This is a genomic window from Janthinobacterium sp. UMAB-56 (genome assembly GCF_900095265.1).
Classification (GTDB): Bacteria; Pseudomonadota; Gammaproteobacteria; order Burkholderiales; family Burkholderiaceae_D; genus Janthinobacterium.
Map to the genome: position 1 here is coordinate 53,271 of NZ_LT607661.1, position 25,630 is coordinate 78,900.

Genomic DNA, 25,630 nt, shown 5'->3' on the forward strand with positions numbered 1-25,630 from the left:
GTCTTCCGGCTTGCGGCCGGAGGGTTGAGCCTTGCGTGCTTGAACCAAGCATTCTTGCTGAACGAGCCACTATTGTAAAGCGGATGCGCCATTGCTGCAGATTCCGGCACGCGTCGCGGATGCCGTTCGCGTAGTGATTCTCGTTTAGCTTGAGCTGCTTGGAAACGTTCCCAGCCGCAAGCCTCAGCGGATGCGCCGCGTGGTCTCGCGTACGATGAGTTCCAGTGGCGGAATGGCCGCCTGCACGGCTTCGCCATTGATCAGTCCAAGCAGCGCCTCGGTGGCGATGCGGCCGATGTCGTACAGGGGCTGGTGGATGGTCGTCAGCGGTGGCGTCGTGTAGGACGAGCCGGGCAAGTCATCGAATCCGACGAGCGAGATATCGTCGGGCACGCGGATGCCCTTGCGGTACAGGCACAGGCGCACGCCATAGGCGGACAGGTCGTTGGCGGCGAAGACGGCGCTGAATTGCTGCTGCGTATCGAACAGATGGTTCATGGCCAGCATGCCACTTGCCTCGTGGAAATCGCCTTCCACCATCAGCTTCGGGTCGATGGCGATGTCCGCTTCGCGCAGCGCGCGCTGGTAGCCCGTCAGGCGCTCAGCCGCATCCGTGTTGTTGGCCGGGCCGGAGACAAAGGCGATGCGGCGGTGGCCCAGTTCCACCAGGTGGCGCACGGCCAGGTAGGCGCCGTATTCGTTGTCGAGCTTGAAGCCGATGGCGCTTTTCGTGGCCAGCAGGCGGCCCGTCGAGACGATGGGCCGCTGCTGCGAAAAATCGAGCACGCTCTGGTCCGAGATCCGCCCCGACAGCAGGATGATGCCGTCGACTTTCCGCGCCAGCAGCAAACGGATGCGGTCGGCTTCCTCCTGCGCATTCCAGTGCCCGCTGACGATGACGGATGCATAGCCCGTGTCTTTCAGGCCGTCGTCCACGCCGCGCAGGCTTTCGTCGAAGAAGGGGCTGGAAATATCCTGCACCACGATGCCGATGGTCATCGAGCGGCCCTTCTTCAAGCCCTGGGCCATCTGATTCGGCGCGAATTTCATGTGCGCAATGGCCGCCAGCACGGCGTCGCGCTTGTCGTCCGAGACCCTGGCCGTGCCGTTCAGGATGCGCGAGACGGTGCTGGGCGAGACCCCGGCCTGGCGTGCCACGTCGAGCAAGGTGGAAGGGGGAGCAGAGTGGGCGCTATCGTTCAAGGCGGTTCCTGGGTATCAATATGGCTGGTTGTCAGTGCTCTGAAAACCTTTTCATCGAAAGATTACCATAACTGGCCGATAAGGCCGCAGGTCGGCGTCAGCCGACAGCCCAGGGCCAACTCTGCGTCGGATTTCGCGTCGAAACGCTCATCCGACTCAAGCGTGAAAACGTTTTCATAAAAAACAACAGCCTCTGAGTGGCGATTTTTTGCATCTTTTCATAGGGGAATACGCGTCACGACGTGCGGCTTCGCAAGCTGTCCTCAATAAAAATGACAACTTTTTCGGTTGACTTGATTTTCTTTGCGGTGTTAAATAGAACACATGTTGTGAAAACGTTTTCAAGATAGAAGACGCTCAATAAACGGAGATGAAATAATGAAGTCAAGCATACTTGGCGCCGCCCCTCTGGCAGCGCTGACCCTGGCCTTTGGCGTGGCCGCAGCCGTCCCGCCGGCCCCAGTGCTGCCGGCGCTGGCCCCTGCCACGATTACCGTCGCCTCGTTCCCCGACCTGGACCGCGCCGTCAAGACCGCCTTGCCACTATGGGAAAAGCTGTACCCGCAAGTGAAGGTCAAGCTGGTCAGCCTGCAGATCGACGACCACCACAATTCGATGACGACGGCGCTGGCGGCCGGTGCGCGCCTGCCTGACGTGATGGCCATCGACTTCCGCTATGTCGGCAGTTTCGCCGAATCGAAGGGCATGGAAGACCTCTTGCTGCCGCCTTACGGGGCAGGGCAGTACCGTGCCCAGTTCGTGCCGTTCACCTTTGTGCAGGCGACCAGTTCGCGCGGCACCCTGGGCGCCATGCCGGCCGACCTGGGACCTGGCACCCTGTTCTACCGCAAGGACTTGATGGACAAGGCGGGCATCAAGGAGGCCGACCTGACGCAGTCATGGGAGTCGTATATCGCCGCCGGCAAGAAGCTCAAGGCCGCCACCGGCACCTACTTGCTGGCCGGCGCCAGCGACCTGGCCGATATCTATATCCGCGCCAACCTGAAAGATGGCGAGGGCATTTATTTTGGCGACAAGGGGCAAGTGCTGGTCGATTCTCCGCGCTTCGTGAAAGCGTTCGAGCTGGCCAAGGCGGCGCGGGTGGCGGGGATCGATGCGCGCACCGTGGCCTGGACGGGCGAGTGGGCCGAGGGCTTCAAGCGCGACAAGGTGGCCAGCCAGATGATGGGTTCCTGGCTCAGCGGCCACCTGGCGAAATGGCTGGCGCCCGATTCCAAAGGCCAGTGGCGCGCGGCAAACTTGCCGGCCGGCGCGCTGGCCTCGTATGGCGGCTCCTTTTACGGCATCCCGAAAAAGGCGAGCAACAAGGCACAAGCGTGGGAATTCATCAAGTTCATGACTGTCAACAAGGACATCCAGCTGCATTCCTTGAAGGAGATCGGCGCCTTCCCGGCACTGAAGGCGGCGTATGCGGACCCGATGATGGACGAGCCACAGGCGTATTTCGGCGGCCAGAAAACGCGCCTGCTGGCGCGCGACACGGCGGCGAAGATTCCCGTCATCCGCGTCGACAAGTTCGACGCCGTGGCGCGCGACATCGTCAACATGGAGCTGGAAAGCGTGCTGGCGCAAAACAAGGATATCAAGGCGGCCCTGGCCGACGCCAAGGCCCTGATCACCCACCGCGCGCGGCGCTAGGAGCAGCATGAACACGACCATGCCTTGTACCGAAGGCGCCGCAGCTGCCACGCGGCCCGCCAGGAAACGCTACAACATGAAGCAGTGGGCGCCGTACATTTTCATCAGCCCTTTCTTCATCCTGTTCGCCGTCTTCAGCCTGTTTCCGCTGCTGTTTTCCATCTATCTGTCATTCAACCAGTGGGAAGCGGCCAGCGGCGTGGAAGCCATGCAGTGGGTGGGCCTGGACAACTACAAATATGCGTTGACGGACCCGTGGTTTTTGCGCTCGCTGGGCAATACCCTGTGGCTGGCGCTGGCCTCGGGCGTGCCGCAGCACCTGGTGGCCATTCCGCTGGCAGCTTTCATCCATAGCAGCTTCAAGCGCTCGCGCAACCTGGTGATCGGCATTTACTTTTTACCGTTCATCACCTCCAGCGTGGCCATCGCCATGGTGTTCAACACCCTGTTCTCGCGCGACTACGGGCAGATCAATGTGCTGATCCAATGGTGCGCCAGCCTGCCGCTGGTCGGCGGCTTGTTCCCGGCGGAATCGATTGACTGGCTGGGCAGCTCGCTGTTCATCAAGCCGGCCGTCGCCTTCGTCATTTTCTGGCGCTACCTGGGCTGGAACCTGGTGTTGTATCTGTCGGCGCTGCAGGTGATCCCGAAAGATTTGTATGAAGCGGCCACCATCGATGGCGCCTCGAAGCGCCAGCAATTCTGGTATATCACCTTGCCGCAGCTGCGCCCCATGGTCTACCTGGCCGTGACCTTGACCATCATGGGTAATCTGCAGCTGTTCGAGGAACCCTTCGTGCTGGTGGCCGAATCGAGCGGCGTGAGCCAGTCGGTGATGACGACGGCCATCTTCGTCTACAAGACAGCGTTTGCCTCGGGCGACTTCGGCACTGCATCGGCCATTTCCTGGCTGCTGTTTCTTCTCATCGCCAGCACCACCTGGGTGAATAGCCGCATCTTCAGCCGCAACGAACGCCGAGAATCCAAGGACGCCCGATGAAAACCACACGCTCGATGGCCTACGCCATGGTGGCCATGGGCGCCCTGGTCATGGTCGCGCCGTTTTACTTCATGTTCGTCTTCGCCACGCATACAAGCGCAGAAATCTACAGCCTGCCGCCGCCGCGCTGGTTTGGCACGGCACTGCTGCATAACCTGGAGCTGCTGCAGGAGCGCCTGCCGTTCTGGCGCAATATCGGCATCAGCCTGTACGTGGCCCTGATGACCACCGCGCTGACCCTGTTCTTTTGTTCCCTGGGCGGCTATGCCTTCGCCATGTATGAATTCCGCTTCAAGCGGCCCCTGTTCACCCTGGTGATGGCGTCGATGATTATCCCGTCTTTCATGAACATGATCCCGACCTTCATGCTGATGGATTTCTTCGGATGGCTGGACCAGCCGCGCGCCCTGTACGTGCCGGGAGCGGCCGGCGCACTCGGGATTTTCCTGATGCGCCAGTACATCGGCACGGCCATCCCGAAGGATCTGATCGAGGCGGCGCGCATCGATGGCTGCGGTGAATTCGCCATTTACTGGCGTGTCGTGCTGCCGCTGATCGGCCCCGCCATGGGCACCCTGGGCCTGATCACCTTCATCAACTCGTGGAACAATTTCATCACGCCGCTGGTCGTCATGCGCTCGGTCGAGAACTACACGATCCCGCTGGCGCTGCGCAGCATGCAGGCACCGAACAACACGGAATGGGGCGCGCTGATGACGGGCGCCGCGATTGCCGTGCTGCCGCTCTTGCTGATGTTCTTTGTCGCCTCCAAACGCCTGATCGAGGGCCTGACGCAAGGCGCCGTCAAAGGCTAGTACTCTCTTAATCCACTCACACTGACATGACCACCATGCATAACGACGACAGCAATACCCACTTTCCCGCTAGCTTCACCTGGGGCGTGGCCACCAGCGCTTACCAGATCGAGGGCGCGGCCGCCATCGATGGCCGCGGCCCATCCATCTGGGATACCTTCAGCCACACGGACGGCAAAATCATCGATGGCAGCAATGGCGACGTGGCCTGCGACCATTACCACCGCTACGTTGATGACGTGGAGCTGATCGCCAGCCTGGGCGTGAACGCCTACCGCTTTTCCATGTCCTGGTCGAGGGTGCAGCCGGCTGGTTCGGGCGCCTGGAACGAGGCCGGCTTCGACTTCTATGCGCGCCTGCTCGACGCCCTGGCCGCGAAGGGCCTCGATGCCCATCTAACCCTGTACCACTGGGACTTGCCGCAAGCCTTGCAGGACGAGGGCGGCTGGCTCAATCGCGCCTCCTGCTACCACTTCGCCGCCTACGCGGCCGAGGTGGCGCGCCGCTTCGGTCACAAGGTCGCCAGCATCGCCACGCATAACGAACCGTGGTGCACGGCCGTGCTGGGCCACGGCACGGGCCAGTTCGCGCCCGGCATGGCCGACACGGCCGCCGCCGTGCAAGTGTCGCACCATCTGCTGCTGTCGCACGGCCTGGCCATGCAAGCCATGCGCGCCGTCCATCCGTCAGCCAAGCTGGGCATCGTGCTCAATCAATGGACGGCCACGCCGGCCACCGACAGCGCGCAAGACCGCGAGCTGGCCGAACTCGAATATGCGCGCTCGGTGCAGTGGTATATGGACGCCATCTTCAAGGGTCGCTACCCGGCCCTGGCCCTGAAACACGTCGACGCTTCTGCTTTAGCTATATTTGAAAACGATTTCATAGATATCAAGCAGCCCATCGATTTCCTCGGCGTGAACTATTACACGCGCGCTTTCATGAGTGCCGAGACGCCGCCGCGCAAGCCCGAGTGCAAGCTGGGCGTCAACGACATGGGCTGGGAAACCTATCCGCAGGGTTTGACGGAGCTGTTGGTGGGCCTGCACCGCGAGTACCGGCTGCCGCCTGTCTACATCACGGAAAACGGCATGGCCGTGGCCGACAAGCCCGTTGACGGCAAGATCCATGACCAGGCGCGCATCGAGTACGTGCAGCTGCACCTGGACGCCTTGCGCGCCGTGATCGCGCAGGGCATCGACGTGCGCGGCTATTTCTACTGGAGCCTGATGGACAACTTCGAGTGGAACTCGGGCTACGCCAAGCGCTTCGGCATGCTGTACGTCGATTACGCCACGCAGCAGCGCAGCTTCAAGGACAGCGCCCTGTGGTACCGCGATTTCATCGCCGCACAGCGTGCCGCGCATGCCGATGCGCCGGCATTGGCGGGGGAGCACTGACATGGCCGCCATCTCCTTGCGCGGCATCCGCAAGACCTACGGCGACGGACCGGAAATCGTCAAGGGCCTGGACCTCGATATCCACGACGGCGAATTCATGGTCTTCGTCGGACCGTCCGGCTGCGGCAAGTCGACCCTGCTGCGCATGATCGCGGGCCTGGAAGACATCAGCGCGGGCCAGCTGCGCATCGGCGACTTGCTGGCCAACGACGTGGCGCCGGCCGAGCGGGGCATCGCCATGGTCTTCCAGAGCTACGCCCTGTATCCGCACATGACGGCGCGCGACAACATGGGCTTTGCCCTCAAGTTGGCGGGCAAACCGGAGGCCGAGGTGCGCGCGGCCGTGGGCAAGGTGGCCGAGATTTTGCAGATCACGCACCTGCTGGAGCGCAAGCCCAAGGCCCTGTCCGGCGGCGAACGCCAGCGCGTTGCCATCGGCCGCTCCATCGTGCGCCAGCCCAAGGTGTTTTTGTTTGACGAGCCGCTGTCCAACCTCGACGCGTCGCTGCGCGTGCAGACGCGCATCGAGCTGGCCAAGCTGCACCAGGAACTGGGCACCACCATGATTTACGTCACCCACGACCAGGTCGAAGCCATGACCCTGGGTGACCGCGTCGCCGTCTTCCATGGCGGCCACCTGGAGCAAGTAGGCGCGCCCCTGGACCTGTATCGCCACCCGGCCAGCCAGTTCGTGGCCGGCTTCATCGGCGCGCTGCGCATGAACTTTTTGCCGTGCGCCGCCGTGCCGGCCCTGGCCGATGCCCTGGGTGGCGAGGCGGGCATGCTGGTCGGCATACGTCCCGAACACCTGCGCCTGGTGCCGCGCGGGGAAGGCTATGGCGCCAGCGTGACCCTGATCGAGCAACTGGGCGACGCACAGATCATCCACGCGACGCTCGATGGCAGCGTCGATGGAGGACAGCATGCGGTGGCCATCAAGCTGCACGGCGAGGCGCGCCACACCCTGGCGCAGGGCAGCGCCATCGGCTTCGCGCCAGAAGAAGGCCATGCCTTTCTATTCGACACGGCAGGGCGCGCCGTGGCCACCCATTGACCCCGCACGGAGGCGACATGACTTCAGATTGACACCCAAAAAATGTGCAGCAGTAGCCAAAGAGCTATGTGATCATCATTCAACCAGCGGTACAGGAGACAACAACAATGCAACAGCTCAAACGCAATACCATCGCCCTCAGCCTGGCGCATGCGACCTTCGCCCAGTGCATTTTGCTGGGCAGCGGCGCCGCCATGGCGCAGGACGCCGCAACCGCCACGCCCAGCGCAGCGCCGCAAGGAAGCGAGCAGATGGACCGCATCGTCGTCACGGCGACGCGCCGCAACACCTTCGTGCAGGAGACGCCATTGGCCGTCACCGCCTTCAACCAGGACACCCTGCAAAACAATCAAGTGAAAGATCTGGCCTCGCTGGCCACCATGGTGCCCAGCCTCGTCGTCGAGCAGCATGGCGACTCGGGCGGCGTGCACGTCTACATGCGCGGCGTTGGTTCGGCCAACCACACGGAGCTGGGCGACCCGGCCGTCGCTTTCTATGTCGATGGCGTGTATTCGCCGCGTCCCCAGGGCGCCACGGCATTGATGTATGACCTGTCCCACGTCGAGGTGGCGCGCGGACCGCAGGGCACCCTGAACGGCCGCAATTCCACGGCCGGCGCCGTCAACCTGGTGTCGGCCGCGCCGAGCACCGCCAAGTTCATGGGCTCGGCCGGCATCACGGTGGGCGACTACCGCCATTTGCAGACGCAAGGCATGCTCAATATCCCGTTTTCCGACGACGTGGCGCTGCGCATCGCCGCCATCAAGGATAGCCACGACGGCACGGTGGACTTCCGCCGCGGTTCGAACGTCATGCCGGGCACGGCCAAGTATGGCGCCGGCGACCAGATGGGCGTGCGCGCCTCCTTGCTGTGGAAATTTACGCCGCAGCTGCGCGGCACTTTCATCGCCGACTACTTCCTCGACCAGGGCGCCGGCAATGTCTACCTGGCGGCCGAACCGAAAGCGGGCGAGAAGTTGCGTTCGGCCCTGATCGACACGCCGGGCACGCTGGACCAGTCGATTTTGACTTACAAGGGCAAGCTCAATTACAAGCCTACCGATGCGCTCGACTTTACTTACCTGGGCAGCTGGAGCCGTTACAAGCGCCAGAACAGCAACGACTCGGATGCGGGCCTGTTCCCCGGCTTCAAGTCGGAAAACCGCACCGACTGGGCGCAGTTCGACAGCTATTCGCACGAGTTGCAGGCCCGTTCGGACGACGATGCGCCATTCCAGTGGGTGGCCGGCCTGTTCCTCTTCAATGAAAAGAACAAGGTGCGCTTCGATATCGACCGCAGCCAGATTTCGCAGGCGGCCGTGCAGCAGGATATCGCCAACGGCGCCGTGATCTTCGTGCGGCCCACCGTGGGCCAGTATGCCTCGGCCATGTCCTTCATCCAGGGCGACCGCCAGCTGAAATCGAAAGCCGTGTTCGGCCAGGTCAGCCAGCAAGTGACGGACCAGATCAAGCTGACGGCCGGCGCGCGCTACACGAAAGACCATAAGTTCGATATCGGCGGCCAGAACTGGGCTTGCCCGAACTGGCCAGCGAACACACCGCTGGGCACCACGGTCCTCAATGCCGACCAGTTGCGCCAGCTGGTTACGCCGGGCACCGGCCTGGCCAATACGCACAACATCGGGCCCGGTGGCGCCATCACCGCCGCCAGCTGCGGCAGTACGCCGGGCGACAATACGGCCGACCTGAAATACGGCCAGGCCACCTGGCTGGGTCGCATCGAATACAAGCTGCGCCCCGATATTTTGCTGTTCGGTTCCGTGACGACGGGCTTCCATTCGCCGGCCATCGGCGACGGCGGCGCCACCACCAAGCCGGAAAAGCTGACCAGCTATGAAATCGGCTTCAAGTCGGACTTGCTGAACCGCGAACTGACCCTGAACCTCGATGCCTTCCTGATGAAGTACAAGGACAAGCTCGAATCGCAGGTGGTCAACAGCGTGCTGGCCAACTTCAACGCGGCCGGCGCCACCGTCAAGGGTCTGGAAGCGGAATGGGTGTGGCGGCCAACGAAGGTCGACCGCCTGACGGGCAACGCCACCTGGTTGAAGGCGGTGTACGATGATTTTATGTCGTGCGACGTCGATGCGGCGCGCGCGAATGGCCAGTCCTGCGGTTCGACGGCGCCACTGGTGAACGTGGGCGGCAGCACCATGAAGCATGCGCCGAAGTTTGCCACGACGGTGCAGTACGAGCATGATTTCACTGTCGCCGGCGGCCAGCTCACGCCGCGCGCCTCGGTGCACTATGAAACCATGACGTACGTGGGAGCGGGGGCGTTCAACGGCGACGTGCCGGGCCACGCCGGCGTCAAGCGCCAGGAAGCCTACACCACGCTGGACCTGAGCCTGCGCTTCCAGCCGGCGAACAAGGCTTATACGGTGGAAGCGTTCGTGCAGAACGCCACGGACAAGGCGGTCAAGCTGGACGTCAATGAAATCTGCACGGACGTGGGCATGCCATGCCAGCCCACGCAGCAGATCTACGGCGCCTTCTACAACGCGCCCCGCACGGTAGGCGCGCGCGTGTCGATGAAGTTCTGACAGGGTAGTGCGGCAAGGAAGTTGAAGTTCACTCAGTAGGGCAGGTGTTGGGCCGGGGAGTTTCCCCGGCCTTTTTTACTCTAACGCTTATTCCAAGGTGGCCTGCACGCTGGCGATGCCGATCTGCGCGCTGCCTTCGGCCAGACGCACATTGACGTTCTGGCGTGCCTGCAGCTGCGCCGGGGAGCGTACGATGGCGCCTTTTTCGTCGCGCAGGATGGCGTAGCCGCGTTCCAAAGTGCGCTGCGGATTCAATAGTTCCAGCTGCGCCGCCAGGCCGTCGAGGCGGTGGCGCCGCTGCGTGACCAGTTGCGCCATGGCCGCGCCGCCGCGGCGCTGCGCTTCGAGCAGGCGCGCGCGCGGCGCCGTGACGTCGGGCCGCAAGGCTGTCCAGCGCGAACGCAGGCGCTCCAGCGCGTACTGCGACTGGTTGAGGGGCGCGCGCGCCGCATGCGTCATGGCCGTCGACAGGGCCAGCAGCTGCAGGCGCTGCTGCCGCAGTTGCGCCTTCGGGTTGAGCAGGCGGCGGCTGTGGCGGTCCAGGGTCTGCGATGCATCATCGAGGCTGCGGCGCATGGCGCGGCGCAGGTCGGTCGCGTCGGCGCGCAGGGACGCCATCCAGTCGGCGCGCGGCGTGGCGGCCAGTTCGGCCGCCGCCGTCGGCGTCGCTGCGCGCAGGTCGGCCGCGAAATCGGCGATGGTGAAATCCGTCTCGTGGCCCACGCCGCTGATCACGGGCATGGAACAGTCGGCGATCGCGTGGGCGACGGCTTCATCGTTGAACGACCATAGATCCTCGATGCTGCCGCCGCCACGGCACACCAGCAGCACGTCGCACTCGGCCCTTGTTGATGCCGTGCGGATGGCTTGCGCGATCTTTTCCGGCGCCTGCTGTCCCTGCACGGGTGTCGGATACAAAATGATGGACACGTGCGGCGCGCGGCGCTTGAGCGCGATCAGCACGTCGCGCAGGGCGGCAGCCTGCGGGCTGGTGACGATGCCGATGCTGCGCGCGAACATGGGAATGGGGCGCTTGCGTTCCGGGTCGAACAGGCCCTGTGCTGCCAGTTTTTCCTTCAGGCGCTGGAACGCTTCGTACAGGGCGCCCACGCCGGCGCGGCGGATGGCTTCCACGTTGATCTGATAATCGCCGCGTGCGCCGAACAGGGTGACGAGGGCGCGCACTTCCACCTTGTCGCCTTCGCGCGGCGTGAAGCCCGCGTACTGGGCACGGCCGCGGAACATCACGGCGCGTACCTGGGCGCCATCGTCCTTCAAGGTGAAATACCAGTGGCCGGAAGCGGCGCGCGTGAAGTTGGAAATCTCGCCGGCGATCCAGGTCAGTGGAAACGAGCGCTCGAGCAGGCGCGCGACGGCCTGGTTCAGGGCGCTGACGGTCAGCACGGGCGGGGCGGCAAAGCCGCTGTCATTCTGGTTTTCGGTCATCATGATGCTGGAGGCGGGGAAGGAACTGTCCACAAATTATCGGCGAGGTCATGCTTATGTCATATATCGCGCAAAACAACAAGTTCTATTTCTAAGTATTTGATTTCATGCAGAATTCCTGTATGCCTGATTTGCGTGCACAGGAAAAAATACCTTTAATATCAAGTACATCAGTGCAGCCCCTGCCACTTACGCACAAAGTTATCCACAGAAAGTGTGCGGAACTTTTTGCCTTGGATAAACATTGCCGGACAGGCTAGTATTTTGTCGATGAGATGCCTTGCTACATTTTTGCGCACGGAAATAAAGTACATAGGAATCAAGCGCTTAGTATGCCATGCATGGCCTTGCGCACAATCTTATCCACAAAAAATGTGCAGAACTCTGCCTCAGCCCCGGATTTATCCACCGGAAGCTCCATGGCGTGGCTTGCCTGAATTTTGCGCAGAATGAAAATAGTCATATAAATCAAGGCACTAGCATCATGTCGTAGGCCTTGCTCACAATCTTATCCACAGTATGTGTGTAAAACTGCCTGAATCGTTACGTGGCGTGTCCCGGTTTTCCACTGCGTGGACCTGGTGTATTGCTGCCTTATTTTTCAGCAGAAAGAAAAATCCCTTTAAAATCAATGCACTTGCATGGAGTCAATCAGCTTGCTCACAATCTTATCCACACTTTATGTGTGGAACTGCGCTGGCGGTGGAAAAGTGCCGTCTTGCAGCGAAATCGGGCCATCAAAAACCCGTTTTTTGGTCCTTGCGACATTTTTATGCATGGCAATAAAAACGATATAAATCAATGTACTTGACGCCTATTCGTGCGCTTGCACACAATCTTGTCCACAGATTGTGTGCAGAACTTTCATGGCCTATCCAGGGCCGATGTCGCGCTGGCTGCCACTTTTTTGCTCATTGATTTAATTTTCTTTTAAATCAATGACTTAATAGAATTTTTTGGCTTTGCACACAATCTTGTCCACAGTAAATGTGCAGAACTCTTCAAGTATTAATTTATTGACATTGACTGCTGTCAATAAACTGCTATGCCTGTATTTTGCGCAGCATGATAATTTCCATGCAAATCAATGACTTGCATGCTGGACTTCAGGCTTGCTCACAATCTTATCCACACAAAGTGTGCAAAACTGTGCGTCGCAATGCGGCGCCGCCGCGCCGTGTGGACAAGTGCGCATGCAGGCGCCACTTGCCGCCGGCGCGGCAACGCGCTACATTGCGCCATTCCTGCGCGCACTTACCATCGTTCTTTGGCGCTCGGTACAATACAGGCCGTCCGTGCGCTCCATCGCCTTCCCTTTACCAGGAGTTTCTTTTGCTCGCTATATTTCAAGCCGCTGGCTGGCCCATCTGGCTGTTGTTGATCGCTTCCATCGTCGCCCTGGCCCTGATCATTGAGCGCGTGTTGTACCTGCGCCGTAGCAAGATACTGCCCCGCAAGCTGTTCGATGAAGTGGTGCAGGTATATCGCAGCGGCAAGATCACGCCGGACACGGTGGCCAAGCTGGAAAATAATTCGCCGCTGGGCGTGGTGCTGGCCGCCGCCCTGCGCAATGTCGACGCGCCGCGCGAGGTGATGAAGGAATCGATCGAAGAGGCAGGCAGCGGCGTGGCCCACACGCTGGAGCGTTTCCTGACGACCCTGGGCACTATCGCCACCCTGGCGCCGCTGATGGGGCTGTTTGGCACGGTGGTGGGCATGATCGAGATCTTCGGTTCGCAAAATGCCAGCGGCTCGAATCCCGCGCAACTGGCCCACGGTATTTCGGTGGCCTTGTATAACACGGGCTTTGGCCTGGCCATCGCCATGCCGGCCCTGGTCTTCTACCGTCATTTCCGCGCTCTGGTCGACAGTTTCGTCATTGACATGGAGCAGCAAGCCGTCAAGTTCGTCGACATCGTCCACAGTGGCCGCCAATGAACTTTCGCAAAGGCAAGGGGCGTGAAGACCCCGAAATCAACCTGATCCCCTTCATCGACGTGTTGCTGGTGATCCTGATCTTCCTGATGGTCAGCACCACTTACAGCAAGTTTACGGAGCTGCAGATTACCTTGCCGACGGCCGATGCCGAGCAGGCCAAGGACAAGCCGCAGCAGATCGACGTCACCATCGATGCCAAGGGCAACTACACGGTCAACCGGGAAGCCGTCTCGTTCCGCGACGTGGCCGGCCTGGCCGATGCCTTGCAAAACGCGGCCAAGGCAGCCAATGGCGGCAAGGCGCCCGCGCAGACGCCCGTGGTGGTGGTCAATGCCGACCAGTTCGCCATGCACCAGATGGTCATCCACGTCATGGAAGCGGCCCGTCTGGCCGGCTATGAAAAGCTGACGTTTGCGGCGCAGGCGGGCGGCAAGTAAATTCCTATCGTTACCGGCAACAAAATTGGGGTCTGACCCGCCGGGGCAGACCCCAGCCCTTTACCCCTCACCCCATGCCCACATCTTCCCCCGCCAAGCTTGAAACCAATCTCACCCGTGCCTGGCTGACGCGCGGGCCGCTGGCATGCGCGCTGTGGCCAGTCTCCCTGCTGTTTGGCGCCCTGAGCGCCGTGCGGCGCGGCCTGTACCGGGCAAACCTGCTGAAATCCGCGCGGCTGCCCGTACCCGTCGTCGTCGTCGGCAATATCTTTATTGGCGGCACCGGCAAGACGCCATTGACGATCTGGCTGGTGCAGGCGCTGCGCGACGCGGGCATGCGCCCGGGCGTCATTTCGCGCGGCCATGGCAGCGCCGACCGTTCGCCGCGCGCCGTCAGCGCTGCGTCCACGGCGCAGCAGGTGGGCGACGAGCCGTTGCTGATCTTCCAGCGCGGCGGCTGCCCCGTGATGGTGGGGCGCGACCGCGCGCAAGCGGGCAGGGCGCTGCTGGCTGCGCACCCCGACGTCGACGTGCTGGTGACGGACGACGGCTTGCAGCATTACGCCTTGCAGCGCGACGTGGAGATCGTGCTGTTCGACGGCCGCGGCGCCGGCAATGGCTGGCTGCTGCCGGCGGGACCGCTGCGCGAGTCGCCGCGTCGCCGGCGCGATGTGACGGTGATCAATGCGCCCGAGCTGGCGCCGGATCTTGTTAGCCGTGTCGCGCCCGCAGGTTCGCTGGTCGTGCAGATGCTGCTCGATGGCAGCGTGGCCGAACGCCTGCTTGACCGCAGCGAGCACCGGCCGCTCGCCGCCCTGGCGGCCAGTGGCCAGCGCATCGTGGCGGCGGCCGGCATCGGCAACCCGCAGCGTTTCTTTGCCATGCTGCGCGGGGCCGGACTGGACTTCCTGGAACTGCCCTTGCCCGACCATCACGACTTCCTCGACCAGCCATTTGCTGCCCTCGACACGGATGTGATCTTGATCACCGAGAAGGATGCAGTAAAATGTGCGCAAATTGAACATCTCAAAGATGACCCGAGACTGTGGGTCGTCCCCGTCAGTGCGCGCATCGATAGCGCGCTGGCGCAACAAATTGTGGAGAAATGTCGTGGACGCTCGACTGCTTGATATCCTGGTCTGCCCTGTTTGCAAGGGTCCGCTTGAACACGATAAGAAGGCGCAGGAATTGATTTGCCGCGCCGACCGCCTGGCCTATCCTATCCGCGATGGCATCCCCATCATGTGGGCGGACGAAGCGCGCACCTTGCAAGACGCAGTGGAATAACGATGGCGTTCATCGTCATCATCCCGGCCCGCCTGGCGTCGACGCGCCTGCCGGGCAAGCCGCTGGCTGACCTGGGCGGCAAACCCATGGTGGTGCGCGTGGCCGAGCAGGCAGCCCTGTCTGGCGCCGCGCGCGTCATCGTCGCCACCGACCATGAGAGCATCCGCGCCGCCTGCGCCGCGCATGGCGTGGAAGTGTGCATGACGCTTGCCGACCATCCCTCGGGCACCGACCGCATCGCCGAAGTGGCGCGCACGCTCGACTTGCCGCCTGACGCCGTTGTCGTCAACCTGCAGGGCGACGAACCCCTGATCGATCCGTCCCTGCTGGCCGCCTGTGCGGCGCAGATCAGTGCCACCGTGCCCATGGCCACCTGCGCCCATCCGCTGCATGACATGGCCGATGCCTTCAACCCGAACGTGGTCAAGGTCGTGCTGGACAAGCATGGCCGTGCCCTGTATTTTTCGCGCGCCACCATTCCCTGGCACCGCGACGGCTTCGCGCAGTCGCGCGATAGTTTGCCGCAAGGCTATGTGCCGCTGCGCCATATCGGCCTGTATGCGTACAGCAATGCATTCCTGCAAACGTATCCTGGCCTTGCCGTGTCGCCGCTGGAAGCCATCGAGGCGCTGGAGCAGCTGCGCGTGCTGTGGCACGGCGTCGCCATCGCCGTGCATGTCACGGACTCGGCCCCTGCCGCCGGTGTTGACACGCCGGAAGATCTTGCCAGGGTGCAAGCCCACTACGGCGCCCTGTAAGCGCTACCCGCAAAACGGCAGGCATGCAAATATAATTTTGTGCGCCTGCAGTAAAAACCACATTTCGAAACGTGCGCCTCGCCAATTGCTGGCTTTGATCAATCAGGGCATAGCAATTCGATAGCAAACTGGCGCTCCGGGGATTTTTTGTGGTAAGTTTCGTAGGGAAAGATAGCCTTAGCAACATCATCTAAAAATAATTACACATACCACCATCCAAAATCTGTTTTTTAGGAACTTTTCAATGCGTCTGATACTTTTAGGAGCACCCGGTGCCGGCAAGGGCACCCAAGCTAATTTCATCAAAGAAAAATACAATATTCCACAAATCTCCACGGGCGACATGCTGCGCGCGGCCATCAAGGAAGGCACGGAACTGGGCCTGGCAGCGAAAAAAGTCATGGATGCGGGCGGCCTCGTGTCGGACGACATCATGATCGGCCTGGTCAAGAACCGCCTGCAGGAAGCCGATTGCGCCAATGGCTACCTGTTCGACGGCTTCCCGCGCACCATCGCGCAGGCGGACGCCATGAAAGATGCCGGCATCAATGTCGACTACGTGCTGGAAATCGACGTGCCTGACGCTTCGATCATCGAGCGCATGGATGGCCGCCGCAGCCACCCGGGTTCGGGCCGCGTGTACCACGTCAAATTCAATCCGCCCAAGGTCGACGGCGTCGATGACATCACCGGCGAAGCGCTGATCCAGCGCGACGACGACAAGGCGGAAACGGTCAAGAAGCGTCTGGATGTGTACCACAACCAGACCAAGGTCTTGCTGGGCTATTACAATGACTGGGCCAAGTCCGGTCTGCCAGGCGCGCCGAAATACCGTCGCATCGCCGGCGTCGGTCCGGTCGAGCAAATCCGCGACAGCGCCTTTGCTGCACTGGCGGAATAAGCAGTTTTTGAAAAGCGGACCTGAGTGTCCGCTTTTTTTTGTGCCCGCGCTTGAGCCGGGTACCGTATCGTTTTCGCGGTAGAAGTTTTTTGCAGGTCGTGTTTTCCTGGCTGCGCGTGCCTACCCGGTGCGGTCTGCAGCTGTTGGCAATGACGTCGGATAAAAACAGAAGGGGACGATATGGCAGCCAGTTTGTGGTTTGCGGTAGCCTGCGGCGTGGTCGCAGTCATTTATGGTTTGGTGTCGCGTAGCTGGATACTGCGTCAGGATCCTGGCAACGCGCGCATGCAGGAAATCGCCCTGGCCATCCAGCAGGGCGCGGCCGCCTACCTGGCGCGCCAGTACCGCACGATCGCCATCGTCGGCGCGGTGCTACTGATCGCCATCTATGCCTTGCTCGGCTTGCATACGGCGCTGGGTTTTCTGATTGGCGCCGTGCTGTCTGGCGCCTGCGGCTTCATCGGCATGAATGTCTCGGTGCGGGCCAATGTGCGCACGGCGCAGGCGGCCACCCTGGGCATCAACCAGGCCCTGAACGTGGCCTTCAAGGGCGGTGCCATCACCGGCATGCTGGTCGTCGGCCTGGGCCTGCTGGGCGTGACTCTGTTCTACTGGCTGCTGCTGACGACGGGCGCGCCCGGCCTGACGCAGCATGACCTGATCAAGCCCCTGATCGGCCTGGCCTTTGGCGCCTCGCTCATTTCCATCTTTGCGCGGCTGGGCGGCGGCATCTTCACCAAGGGGGCCGACGTGGGGGCGGATCTGGTGGGCAAGGTCGAGGCGGGCATTCCCGAGGACGATCCGCGCAACCCGGCCGTCATCGCCGACAACGTGGGCGACAACGTGGGCGATTGCGCCGGCATGGCGGCCGACCTGTTCGAAACCTATGTCGTGACCCTGATCGCCACCATGCTGCTGGGCGCACTGCTGATGGCAGAGGCGAGCAGCACGGCCATCATCTACCCGCTGCTGCTGGGCGCCGTCTCCATTCTGGGGTCTATCGTCGGCTGCTCGATGGTGAAGACCAGGCCGGGCGCGAAGATCATGTCGGCCCTGTACACCGGCCTGTGGTGGGCGGCAGGGCTGTCGCTGGTCGGCTTTGCCGTGGTCACGTGGCTGCTGTGGCCCGACGACGCGATGCGCTACAAGATGCTGGGTGCCACGGTCGTCGGCATCGTCCTCACGGGCCTGATGGTGTATATCACCGAGTACTACACGGGCACGGACTTCAAGCCCGTGCGCCACATCGCCGAAGCGTCGACGACGGGCCACGGCACGAATATCATCGCCGGCCTGGGCGTGTCGATGAAGTCCACCGCCTATCCGGTGCTGGCCGTCTGCGTCGCCATCCTCGTCTCGTATCAACTGGCCGGCCTGTACGGCATCGCCATTGCGGCCACGTCCATGCTGTCGATGGCGGGCATCATCGTCGCCCTCGACGCGTATGGCCCCATCACGGATAACGCGGGCGGCATCGCGGAAATGTCGGGCCTGCCCGACTCCGTGCGCGCCATTACCGACCCGCTCGACGCCGTCGGCAATACCACCAAGGCCGTTACCAAGGGCTATGCCATCGGCTCGGCGGGCCTGGCCGCGCTGGTGCTGTTCGCCGACTACACGCATGCGCTTGAATCCGTGGGCCAGCACATCACCTTTGACTTGTCGAACCCCATGGTCATCGTCGGCCTGTTCATCGGCGGCCTGATACCGTATCTGTTCGGCGCGATGGCGATGGAAGCCGTGGGCCGTGCGGCCGGCGCCGTGGTGGTCGAGGTGCGCCGGCAGTTCCGCGATATCAAGGGCATCATGGAAGGCACGGCGCGGCCCGAATACGACAAGGCCGTCGACATGCTGACGGCGTCTGCCATCCGTGAAATGATCGTGCCGTCGCTGCTGCCCGTGGTGGTGCCCATCGTCGTCGGCATGCTGCTGGGACCTGCGGCGCTGGGGGGGCTCTTGATGGGGACCATCGTGACGGGCCTGTTCGTGGCCATTTCCATGACCACGGGCGGCGGCGCCTGGGACAATGCGAAGAAATACATCGAGGATGGACACTTCGGCGGCAAGGGTTCGGAGGCGCACAAGGCGGCCGTCACGGGCGACACGGTGGGCGACCCGTACAAGGATACGGCCGGTCCGGCCGTGAACCCCTTGATCAAGATCATCAATATCGTGGCACTGCTGCTGGTGCCGCTGCTGCCGGCCACGGGCTGGCTGGCCGTCAAGGCGCCGGCAGCCATCCACGCGCCCGTGCCGGCCATCCTGGCGCCGGCGACACCCGTGCAAGTGTTGCCGGCCCAGTAAGGCCAGTCACGCCCTGCAGCCCTGTGGCACATGCTGCAGGGCTGTGCCGCGTCAGAAGCGTGACGTCAGGCCAACAAACATACGGCGTCCCGGCACGTAATAGTCGACCAGGCCGTCGGCCATCGGCCCCTTCTTGAACAGGTTTTGCACGCCACCGCGCACGGTCCACTGGGGCGTGACCTTGTACGACACGACGGTGTCGACGATGGTGTAGGCTTTTTCGGCCAGCTTGCCGGCATCGAGTTCCTTGCCCGTGTACTGGGCCGATACTTCGCCGAACAGCTGGTCGTTGACTTGCCAGCCCAGCGCCGAGTACCACGACAGCTTCGGTGTCGACAGCAGGTTGGCGCCCGTGGTCAGGTTTTTCGCTTCCGCCATGTAGGTCACGTTGTTACGCCAGTTCAGGTTTTTCGTCAGCGGGATGGTGGCTGTCGCTTCCAGGCCGCTGGTACGTGCCTTCTGGATATTCGTCATCTTGGTCCACCAGCGCTGCTGGTAAAAGCCCAGCGGCGCATAGTCGATCTTGTTCTTGAAATCCGTGTGGAAGTACGTCAAGCCCACATCCCAGCCATTCTGTTCCCACGCCACGCCGATCTCGCCGGCCGTGCTTGTTTCCGGCTTCAAGTCCGCATTGCCGGCCATGTAGCAGGAGCCGGTGACGTAGCCCAGAGGTTTCAGGCTGCCGCAACCGCGTCCGCCCGAGTTGGTCGCTGCCGCCGGCGAGTTTTCCTTCAGGCTCGGGGCGCGGAAGCCTTGCGAGACGCCGCCCTTGATGGTCCAGGCGGGGGCAGGGTGGTACACCAGGTACAGGCGCGGGCTGTAGTGGTTGCCGAACTTGCTGTGGTGGTCCAGGCGCAGGCCAGCCGTGGCCGTCAAGTCCTCGCGCAGGAACAACTGATCTTCCGCAAACAGGGCCGAGGTGGTGCCGGACAGGGTCGCGCCGCTCACGGTGTTGCCCAGGTAATCGGTGGGCACGGTGCCGATGGTACTCGTATTCGTCAGTTCCTGGTGCTTCCACTGGCCGCCCATCACCAGCATTTGCTCGATGCCGCCCCAGCCAACCCGTTTTTCCAGGCTGGCATCGAGCGTGCTGTCCTTGGATTGTGCTACCGAGCCGACGACTTCGTTATCGAAGTCGTTGTGATACAGGTTGACCATGGTCTTGCCGAAGTCCCAGCGGCCTTCGTAGCCGACGCTGACGCTCTTGCGTATCAGTTTGTTGGCGCCCCAGCTGTAGACCAGCGGCTCGCCATCCGCATCGCGCGCGGACGAATCCATCGATTGCTGCTTGCCGTAGCTGGCGTCCAGTGACAGGTTTTGTTTCTTGCCCAGCGCCCAGTTCAGCTGGCCCGAGACAGTCTGGTTGCGTTCGCCGCCCATGCTGCCCGCTTTCTCGAAAAATTTTTCATCGGGATTCTGACGCGACTGGCTTACGCCCAGGCGCATGCCGACCGTGTCCGACAGGGGGCCGGCCAGGTTCACGCCCAGTTGGTGCGCCGTGCCGCGGTCGCTGTCTTGCGGCTGCGTGTAGTTGGCCGTGGCCGAACCGTTCCACTTGCCCGGTATCTTGCGCGTGATGATGTTGATCACGCCGCCCATGGCGTCCGAGCCGTACAGCGAAGACATGGGCCCCCGCACCACTTCTATGCGCTCGATCATGTCGGGCGAGATCCAGTTCAAGTCCTGGCGGCCCAGGTCGGGGCGGTAGGCGGTGTCGGCCGAGCTGCCCACGCGCTTGCCATCAACCAGAATCAAGGTGTATTTGTCGGGCAAGCCGCGTAGCTTGATCTTCGACGCCTCGCCTTCGGGGCTGGTGCCGCCCGTGACGCCGGGGATGCGGCGCAGCAAGGTATTCAAGTCATACACGGGCTGGCGCTCGATTTCCTCGCGCGTGATGACGCTGATGCTGGCCGGCGCATCCTTGATGTCAATGGCCGTGCCCGATGCGGTGACGACCACCGTGTTCATGGTGGGATCGGCGGCCATATTGCCTTCGGCCCAGGCGCTGCTGACGGCCAGTGACAGCAGGCAGGGCAGGAGCAGGGCGGCGCAAGGCATGGCGCGGGCGGGAGTGGCGACGGGGGCTACGAAGGCGGAACTACGCTTGGTCATGGTGATCTTTCCGGATGTTTTTATTTCCTGGCTGCCTACCGGGTGGCTCGGGTATGAATGAAAAAAACTGCGCCTCAATTTCGGCAATGATAATAAGAATCATTCTTATTGTAATGCCATGCTGGCAAGAAGGAAAGTGCTGAGCAGAAATAAAACACCGTTACCGTCGGCGTATCGGCCCTGTGCGGCACGTGCAGACGTGAGAGTGTTACTCTGGCTGACATCTGGCGCGGCGTGTGCCAATAATGAAACTTGTGCGTTGGATGTCGGGGGAGGTGGTATGTCAAGGATGACAGAAAGCATGCTGGCGTTGACCTGCGCCATGCTGGTATCGGCTGGCGGCCATGCTTGGGCGCAGGAGCCGGCGGTGCCAGCGGTGCCGGATCCGCTGCCCGTGTGCCGGCTCGACCCGCGCGATAGCGGCAAGCTGGCGGTGGAACCGTGCCGCCCGGCGCCGCCCGTGCAGCCGCGCCGTTCCGTGGCGCAGGTGATCGGCCGCATGCCGGCGCAGCCGGCGCCACCGCTTGTGCCCATGGCGCCCCTGCCGCCCAGCCCGGCCGTGCCCCTGCCCGGCGCGCCGCAGCCCATCGGTGCCTGCGACACAGGCGGTTGTCGCGATGCGGCCGGCGCGCGCTACAACGGCGCGGGCAATGCCACGCTTGACGCCAACGGGCGCATCTGCCACCGCAACGGGGCTTTCATGCAGTGCTTTTAAGCCTTTCAGTGGCTAAGGCTGCAAGTTTTCGCTCGGTCAGCGCAAAAATGGCTACAATTGTCGCCGACATTACGTTTACGTAAACGTAATAGCGCGTAATGATGGCATCGTGCATCAACTATCAGGCGCCGGGAACACGGCCCCTATTACTCAGGATACTCAGGAGATTTCATGCAGATTCAGGACAATGTATTCATCATCACGGGCGGCGCATCGGGTTTGGGCGCGGCCACGGCGCGCATGCTGACGGCCGCTGGCGGCAAGGTCGTGCTGGCCGACGTGCAGACCGAGGCGGGCCAGGCGCTGGCCGCTGAATTGAACGGCGTGTTCGTGCCGTGCGACGTCACCTCGGAAGAAGACGGCATGGCCGTGGTGGCCGCGGCGACCAAGCTGGGCACCTTGCGCGGCCTGGTCAACTGCGCCGGCGTGGCGCCCGCCGTGAAAACCGTGGGCAAGGATGGCCCGCATCCGCTGGCCCTGTTCCAGAAGGTCGTCAACATCAACCTGGTGGGCACTTTCAATATGTGCCGCCTGGCGGCCGACGCCATGGCCAAACAGGATGCCACCGTTGAGGGCGAACGCGGCATCATCATCAACACGGCTTCCGTGGCGGCCTACGATGGCCAGATCGGCCAGGCCGCGTATGCCTCGTCGAAGGCGGCCGTGGTGGGACTGACGCTGCCGATGGCGCGCGACCTGTCGCGCAACGGCATCCGCGTGATGACGGTGGCGCCCGGCATTTTCGAAACACCGATGCTGCTCGGCATGCCGGCTGAAGTGCAGGATGCGCTGGGCAAGATGGTGCCGTTCCCATCGCGCCTGGGCAAGCCCGGCGAATACGCGCAACTGGTAAAAGCCATCGTGGAAAACGTCATGCTCAATGGCGAGACTATCCGCCTCGACGGCGCGATCCGCATGCAGCCGAAGTAAGCCAGGCGCGATTTGATGTAGGATATCCCCGTATGGGGCGTACAGCCTTGCTCGGCTGTGCGCCCTTTTTTTATCGGAGAATCCATGATCACATTGAAGCCGCTGGCCTTGCGCCTGACCTTGCTGGGAGCGCTCGCTGCCAGTCCCGTATTTGCCGAAGTGCCGCAAAAGGCGCCGGAAATCGCCACCGCGTATGCGGAAAAATCGGGTTGGGCAGCGCAGAAATTCATGGTGGCTGCCGCCAATCCGCTGGCCGCCGATGCCGGCTACCAGATGCTGAAAAAAGGCGGCAGCGCCATCGACGCAGCCATCGCCACGCAGCTGGTACTGACGCTGGTTGAACCGCAATCGTCGGGCATCGGCGGCGGCGCCTTCTTGCTGTACTCGACCGGCAAGCGCGTGCAAGCCTTCGACGGGCGCGAAACGGCGCCCGCCGCCGCCGATGAACATCTGTTCCAGAATGCGGACGGCAGTCCCGTCTCGCGCGCCACGGGCGTGGTGGGCGGGCGCTCCGTGGGCGCGCCTGGCGTGCTGCGCATGCTGGAACTGGCGCACAAGGAACATGGCAAGCTGCCGTGGGCGACCCTGTTCGGTCCCGCCATCAAGCTGGCGCATGGCGGTTTTCCCGTCAGCCAGCGCCTCAATGGCCTGTTAAACTGGGACCAGGCCCTGAAGCGCGACCCCGTCGCCGCCGCCTATTTTTATGATCAGGACGGCAAGGCCTGGCCCGTCGGCCATGTGCTGAAAAACCCGCAGCTGGCGCGCACCCTGCGCGAGATCGCCCGTGGCGGCGCCGACGCCTTTTACCAGGGCCGCATCGCGCGCGACATCGCCGCCAAGGTGGCCTCGCACCCGACCAATCCCGGCAAGCTGACGGCGCTCGATATCGCCGGCTACCAGGCCAAGGTGCGCGAACCCGTCTGCAGCGACTACAAGGCCTGGACCGTGTGCGGCATGCCGCCGCCATCGTCGGGCGGCATCGCTATTGCGCAGATGCTGGGCATGCTGGAAGTGAAGGATATTCGTCCGTATCCGCCCGTCGGCGGCGTGCTCGATGCGCGAGCGATACACCTGTTTTCGGAAGCGGGGCGTCTGGCTTATGCGGACCGCAACCGCTACGTGGCCGACACGGACTTCGTGCCGTTGCCCGGTGACGGCATCGCCTCGATGCTCGATAAAACCTATCTGGCGCAGCGCGCATCCCTGATCGGCGACAAATCCATGGGCCGCGCCTTGCCCGGTACGCCGCCCGGCATGCAGGTGGCGTGGGGCATGGACAACGCGCTGCAGCGTCCATCGACCTCGCATCTGGTGGCGGTGGACGCCTTCGGCGGCGGCCTGTCGATGACCACCAGCGTGGAAGACGCCTTCGGTGCGCGCCAGATGGTCGACGGCTTTTTGCTGAATAACCAGCTGACGGATTTTTCGTTCGATTCGCGCGATGCGGACGGTCCCATCGCCAACCGCGTACAGGCTGGCAAGCGTCCGCGCAGTTCCATGTCGCCCACCCTGGTGTTTGAAAAAGGCACGCACAAGCTGGTGCTGGCGACGGGATCGCCTGGCGGCTCGTCCATCATCAATTATGTCGCCAAGGTACTGGTCGGTACCATGGATTGGGGCCTGAACGTGCAGCAAGCGATCAACCTGCCGAACTTCGGCAGCCGCAACGGTCCGACGGAGCTGGAAAAGGGCCGCGCGCCCGCAGCGCAAGTCGAGGCGCTACAGGCGATGGGCCACGAGGTGCGCGTGATCGAACAGAATTCCGGCTTGCAGGGCATCATGCGCCTGAACGCGCACGGCAAGGATTTCTGGTTTGGGGGCGCCGATCCGCGCAGGGAAGGCATGGTCAGAGGTGATTGATTCACCCCGAAACTTTTCCACAAAGCATACAGACCCTGCTAATCTGCCGGCATGGGAATGCAAAATAAAACAGGCTTGATACTCACGGGAGGAGGCGCCCGTGCCGCCTACCAGGTGGGCGTGCTGCAGGCGATTTCGGCGATTCTGTGGGAAGCGGGCTGGGCGCCGGCGCGCAATCCGTTCGACATCATTTGCGGCACCTCGGCCGGCGCCATCAACGCCACGGCGCTGGCCTGCCGTGCGGACAACTTCGGCGAAGGCGTGCAAAAGCTGCTCGACGTGTGGCAGCACATCCAGGTCGAGCAAGTGTATCGGGCCGATTCGCTGGGCGTGATCCGCTCGGGCGCGCGCTGGCTGTCGCTGCTGTCGTTCGGCTGGCTGCTGCGCCAGTGGCATGCTTCGCCGCCCAGTTCCCTGCTCGACAATACCCCGCTGGTCAGCCTGCTGCACCGCATGCTCGACCTGCCGCGCCTGGACGCGGCCCTGGCCGACGGTTTGCTGCATGCGCTGGCCGTGACGGCGTCGTCGTATTCGGGCAGCCGCCACATGACGTTTTACCAGACGGCCGAGGATATCGCGCCCTGGGTGCGTACGCAGCGCCTGGCCCTGCCGGACCAGATCGGCGTGGAACACTTGCTCGCCTCGGCCGCCATCCCTTTTATTTTCCCCGCCGTGCCCCTGTACGTGGGCGGCCAGCGCGAATACTGTGGCGATGGTTCCATGCGCCAGCTAGCGCCGATCTCGCCGGCCATCCACCTGGGCGCGAACAAGGTGCTGGTGGTGGGCGCGGGACGCATGACGGAAGCGGCGCCCGCCGCGTCCGAAGCGGCGCGCTACCCGAGCCTGGCGCAGATCGCCGGGCACGCGCTGTCGTCGATTTTCCTCGATGGCCTGGCCGTCGACATCGAGCGCCTGAACCGCATCAACCTGACCCTGTCGATGCTGCCGCCCGAGTTGCTGGGCAGGACGGCCTTGCGGCCGGTGGAATTGCTGGTCATCGCGCCGTCCGAGCGGCTCGACGCCATCGCCAGCCGGCATATCGGCAGTTTGCCGCGTCCTATCCGCACCATGTTGTCGGGCATCGGCGCGGCCGAGGCGCGCGGCGCGGCGCTGGCATCGTATTTATTGTTCGAATCGACGTATACTAATGAGCTGATCCGTCTTGGACAGCGCGATACGCAGGCCCGCAAGGACGATGTACTGGCGTTTTTTGGTTCTTGAGACGGCCCCCGGAAGAGTAGCCGGAG

The 25,630-nt window shown here is 62.7% G+C and carries 21 protein-coding genes; 17 read left to right on the top strand and 4 right to left on the bottom strand.

Annotated elements, in window-relative coordinates:
* Positions 1 to 183 precede the first annotated feature (183 nt).
* Positions 184 to 1,203 (bottom strand): LacI family DNA-binding transcriptional regulator, encoded by a 1,020-nt coding sequence (locus K0F85_RS18925; RefSeq protein WP_219117502.1) that lies wholly within the window; start codon positions 1,201 to 1,203, stop codon positions 184 to 186.
* Positions 1,204 to 1,581: 378 nt separating this feature from the next.
* Between K0F85_RS18925 and K0F85_RS18930 the strand changes: the two genes are divergently transcribed.
* The 6 genes from K0F85_RS18930 (at position 1,582) to K0F85_RS18955 (ending at position 9,695) form a co-directional block, all read left to right on the top strand.
* Positions 1,582 to 2,862: an ABC transporter substrate-binding protein gene (locus K0F85_RS18930; protein ID WP_219117503.1), complete on the top strand. Its 1,281-nt coding sequence runs from the start codon at positions 1,582 to 1,584 to the stop codon at positions 2,860 to 2,862.
* A gap of 7 nt (positions 2,863 to 2,869) precedes the next feature.
* Entirely contained in the window at positions 2,870 to 3,862 is a 993-nt protein-coding gene (locus tag K0F85_RS18935) for a carbohydrate ABC transporter permease (protein WP_257572883.1), read from the top strand.
* Entirely contained in the window at positions 3,859 to 4,677 is an 819-nt protein-coding gene (locus tag K0F85_RS18940; protein ID WP_219117504.1) for a carbohydrate ABC transporter permease, read from the top strand. The genes K0F85_RS18935 and K0F85_RS18940 overlap by 4 nt, the downstream gene beginning before the upstream one ends.
* A gap of 26 nt (positions 4,678 to 4,703) precedes the next feature.
* Positions 4,704 to 6,077 carry a GH1 family beta-glucosidase gene (locus tag K0F85_RS18945; protein WP_219117505.1) on the top strand — a complete coding sequence of 458 codons (1,374 nt, stop codon included), beginning with the start codon at positions 4,704 to 4,706 and terminating at the stop codon, positions 6,075 to 6,077.
* Between the two features lies 1 nt (position 6,078).
* Positions 6,079 to 7,131: an ABC transporter ATP-binding protein gene (locus tag K0F85_RS18950; protein WP_219117506.1), complete on the top strand. Its 1,053-nt coding sequence runs from the start codon at positions 6,079 to 6,081 to the stop codon at positions 7,129 to 7,131.
* A 107-nt stretch (positions 7,132 to 7,238) separates the two neighbouring features.
* Entirely contained in the window at positions 7,239 to 9,695 is a 2,457-nt protein-coding gene (locus tag K0F85_RS18955) for a TonB-dependent receptor (RefSeq protein WP_219117507.1), read from the top strand.
* Between the two features lie 87 nt (positions 9,696 to 9,782).
* Here the strand turns inward: K0F85_RS18955 and xseA are convergent, their stop codons facing one another.
* Both xseA and K0F85_RS18965 read right to left on the bottom strand, forming a co-directional pair.
* Positions 9,783 to 11,144, bottom strand: coding sequence for an exodeoxyribonuclease VII large subunit (gene xseA, locus K0F85_RS18960; RefSeq protein WP_219117599.1), 1,362 nt, complete (start codon positions 11,142 to 11,144; stop codon positions 9,783 to 9,785).
* A gap of 316 nt (positions 11,145 to 11,460) precedes the next feature.
* Entirely contained in the window at positions 11,461 to 11,604 is a 144-nt protein-coding gene (locus tag K0F85_RS18965; protein ID WP_219117508.1) for a hypothetical protein, read from the bottom strand.
* Between the two features lie 869 nt (positions 11,605 to 12,473).
* Here K0F85_RS18965 and K0F85_RS18970 point away from each other — a divergent pair.
* The 7 genes from K0F85_RS18970 (at position 12,474) to K0F85_RS19000 (ending at position 18,766) form a co-directional block, all read left to right on the top strand.
* Entirely contained in the window at positions 12,474 to 13,079 is a 606-nt protein-coding gene (locus K0F85_RS18970; RefSeq protein WP_219117509.1) for a MotA/TolQ/ExbB proton channel family protein, read from the top strand.
* The gene (locus K0F85_RS18975) at positions 13,076 to 13,516 is read left to right on the top strand and encodes a biopolymer transporter ExbD (protein ID WP_219117510.1); all 441 of its coding nucleotides are present in this window, start codon (positions 13,076 to 13,078) and stop codon (positions 13,514 to 13,516) included. Before K0F85_RS18970 ends, K0F85_RS18975 begins: the two co-directional genes overlap by 4 nt.
* A gap of 74 nt (positions 13,517 to 13,590) precedes the next feature.
* Entirely contained in the window at positions 13,591 to 14,646 is a 1,056-nt protein-coding gene (gene lpxK / locus K0F85_RS18980; RefSeq protein WP_219117511.1) for a tetraacyldisaccharide 4'-kinase, read from the top strand.
* The gene (locus K0F85_RS18985) at positions 14,627 to 14,803 is read left to right on the top strand and encodes a Trm112 family protein (protein ID WP_010395789.1); all 177 of its coding nucleotides are present in this window, start codon (positions 14,627 to 14,629) and stop codon (positions 14,801 to 14,803) included. The genes lpxK and K0F85_RS18985 overlap by 20 nt, the downstream gene beginning before the upstream one ends.
* A 2-nt stretch (positions 14,804 to 14,805) precedes the next feature.
* The gene (kdsB, locus tag K0F85_RS18990; protein ID WP_219117512.1) at positions 14,806 to 15,561 is read left to right on the top strand and encodes a 3-deoxy-manno-octulosonate cytidylyltransferase; all 756 of its coding nucleotides are present in this window, start codon (positions 14,806 to 14,808) and stop codon (positions 15,559 to 15,561) included.
* 244 nt (positions 15,562 to 15,805) lie between these two features.
* On the top strand, positions 15,806 to 16,462 hold the full coding sequence (adk, locus tag K0F85_RS18995) for an adenylate kinase (RefSeq protein WP_219117513.1): 657 nt from the start codon (positions 15,806 to 15,808) through the stop codon (positions 16,460 to 16,462).
* 180 nt (positions 16,463 to 16,642) lie between these two features.
* Complete coding sequence (locus tag K0F85_RS19000; protein WP_219117514.1) at positions 16,643 to 18,766, top strand: sodium-translocating pyrophosphatase; 2,124 nt, start codon at positions 16,643 to 16,645, stop codon at positions 18,764 to 18,766.
* 51 nt (positions 18,767 to 18,817) lie between these two features.
* Here K0F85_RS19000 and K0F85_RS19005 read toward each other — a convergent pair whose 3' ends face one another.
* Complete coding sequence (locus K0F85_RS19005) at positions 18,818 to 20,878, bottom strand: TonB-dependent receptor domain-containing protein (RefSeq protein WP_219117515.1); 2,061 nt, start codon at positions 20,876 to 20,878, stop codon at positions 18,818 to 18,820.
* Positions 20,879 to 21,179: 301 nt separating this feature from the next.
* On the opposite strand from K0F85_RS19005, the gene K0F85_RS19010 reads away from it, so the two are divergent.
* The 4 genes from K0F85_RS19010 to K0F85_RS19025 all read left to right on the top strand — a co-directional run bounded on the left by K0F85_RS19010 (position 21,180) and on the right by K0F85_RS19025 (position 25,604).
* The gene (locus K0F85_RS19010; RefSeq protein ID WP_219117516.1) at positions 21,180 to 21,593 is read left to right on the top strand and encodes a hypothetical protein; all 414 of its coding nucleotides are present in this window, start codon (positions 21,180 to 21,182) and stop codon (positions 21,591 to 21,593) included.
* Between the two features lie 171 nt (positions 21,594 to 21,764).
* On the top strand, positions 21,765 to 22,523 hold the full coding sequence (locus K0F85_RS19015) for a 3-hydroxyacyl-CoA dehydrogenase (protein WP_219117517.1): 759 nt from the start codon (positions 21,765 to 21,767) through the stop codon (positions 22,521 to 22,523).
* Positions 22,524 to 22,607: 84 nt separating this feature from the next.
* Positions 22,608 to 24,383: a gamma-glutamyltransferase gene (gene ggt / locus K0F85_RS19020; RefSeq protein ID WP_219117518.1), complete on the top strand. Its 1,776-nt coding sequence runs from the start codon at positions 22,608 to 22,610 to the stop codon at positions 24,381 to 24,383.
* A 51-nt stretch (positions 24,384 to 24,434) separates the two neighbouring features.
* Positions 24,435 to 25,604, top strand: coding sequence for a patatin-like phospholipase family protein (locus K0F85_RS19025; protein ID WP_219117519.1), 1,170 nt, complete (start codon positions 24,435 to 24,437; stop codon positions 25,602 to 25,604).
* Positions 25,605 to 25,630: the final 26 nt, after the last annotated feature.

Excerpts from the sequence above, each read along its gene's own strand:
- kdsB (WP_219117512.1), top strand. The coding sequence starts at position 14,806 with ATGGCGTTCATCGTCATCATCCCGGCCCGCCTGGCGTCGACGCGCCTG.
- K0F85_RS19010 (WP_219117516.1), top strand. The coding sequence starts at position 21,180 with ATGCTGGCGTTGACCTGCGCCATGCTGGTATCGGCTGGCGGCCATGCT.
- K0F85_RS19000 (WP_219117514.1), top strand. The coding sequence starts at position 16,643 with ATGGCAGCCAGTTTGTGGTTTGCGGTAGCCTGCGGCGTGGTCGCAGTC.
- K0F85_RS18935 (WP_257572883.1), top strand. The coding sequence starts at position 2,870 with ATGAACACGACCATGCCTTGTACCGAAGGCGCCGCAGCTGCCACGCGG.
- K0F85_RS18955 (WP_219117507.1), top strand. The coding sequence starts at position 7,239 with ATGCAACAGCTCAAACGCAATACCATCGCCCTCAGCCTGGCGCATGCG.
- K0F85_RS19015 (WP_219117517.1), top strand. The coding sequence starts at position 21,765 with ATGCAGATTCAGGACAATGTATTCATCATCACGGGCGGCGCATCGGGT.
- K0F85_RS18945 (WP_219117505.1), top strand. The coding sequence starts at position 4,704 with ATGACCACCATGCATAACGACGACAGCAATACCCACTTTCCCGCTAGC.
- xseA (WP_219117599.1), bottom strand. The coding sequence starts at position 11,144 with ATGATGACCGAAAACCAGAATGACAGCGGCTTTGCCGCCCCGCCCGTG.
- K0F85_RS18940 (WP_219117504.1), top strand. The coding sequence starts at position 3,859 with ATGAAAACCACACGCTCGATGGCCTACGCCATGGTGGCCATGGGCGCC.
- lpxK (WP_219117511.1), top strand. The coding sequence starts at position 13,591 with ATGCCCACATCTTCCCCCGCCAAGCTTGAAACCAATCTCACCCGTGCC.
- K0F85_RS18975 (WP_219117510.1), top strand. The coding sequence starts at position 13,076 with ATGAACTTTCGCAAAGGCAAGGGGCGTGAAGACCCCGAAATCAACCTG.
- ggt (WP_219117518.1), top strand. The coding sequence starts at position 22,608 with ATGATCACATTGAAGCCGCTGGCCTTGCGCCTGACCTTGCTGGGAGCG.
- K0F85_RS19005 (WP_219117515.1), bottom strand. The coding sequence starts at position 20,878 with ATGACCAAGCGTAGTTCCGCCTTCGTAGCCCCCGTCGCCACTCCCGCC.
- K0F85_RS19025 (WP_219117519.1), top strand. The coding sequence starts at position 24,435 with ATGGGAATGCAAAATAAAACAGGCTTGATACTCACGGGAGGAGGCGCC.
- K0F85_RS18950 (WP_219117506.1), top strand. The coding sequence starts at position 6,079 with ATGGCCGCCATCTCCTTGCGCGGCATCCGCAAGACCTACGGCGACGGA.
- adk (WP_219117513.1), top strand. The coding sequence starts at position 15,806 with ATGCGTCTGATACTTTTAGGAGCACCCGGTGCCGGCAAGGGCACCCAA.
- K0F85_RS18965 (WP_219117508.1), bottom strand. The coding sequence starts at position 11,604 with ATGACTATTTTCATTCTGCGCAAAATTCAGGCAAGCCACGCCATGGAG.
- K0F85_RS18930 (WP_219117503.1), top strand. The coding sequence starts at position 1,582 with ATGAAGTCAAGCATACTTGGCGCCGCCCCTCTGGCAGCGCTGACCCTG.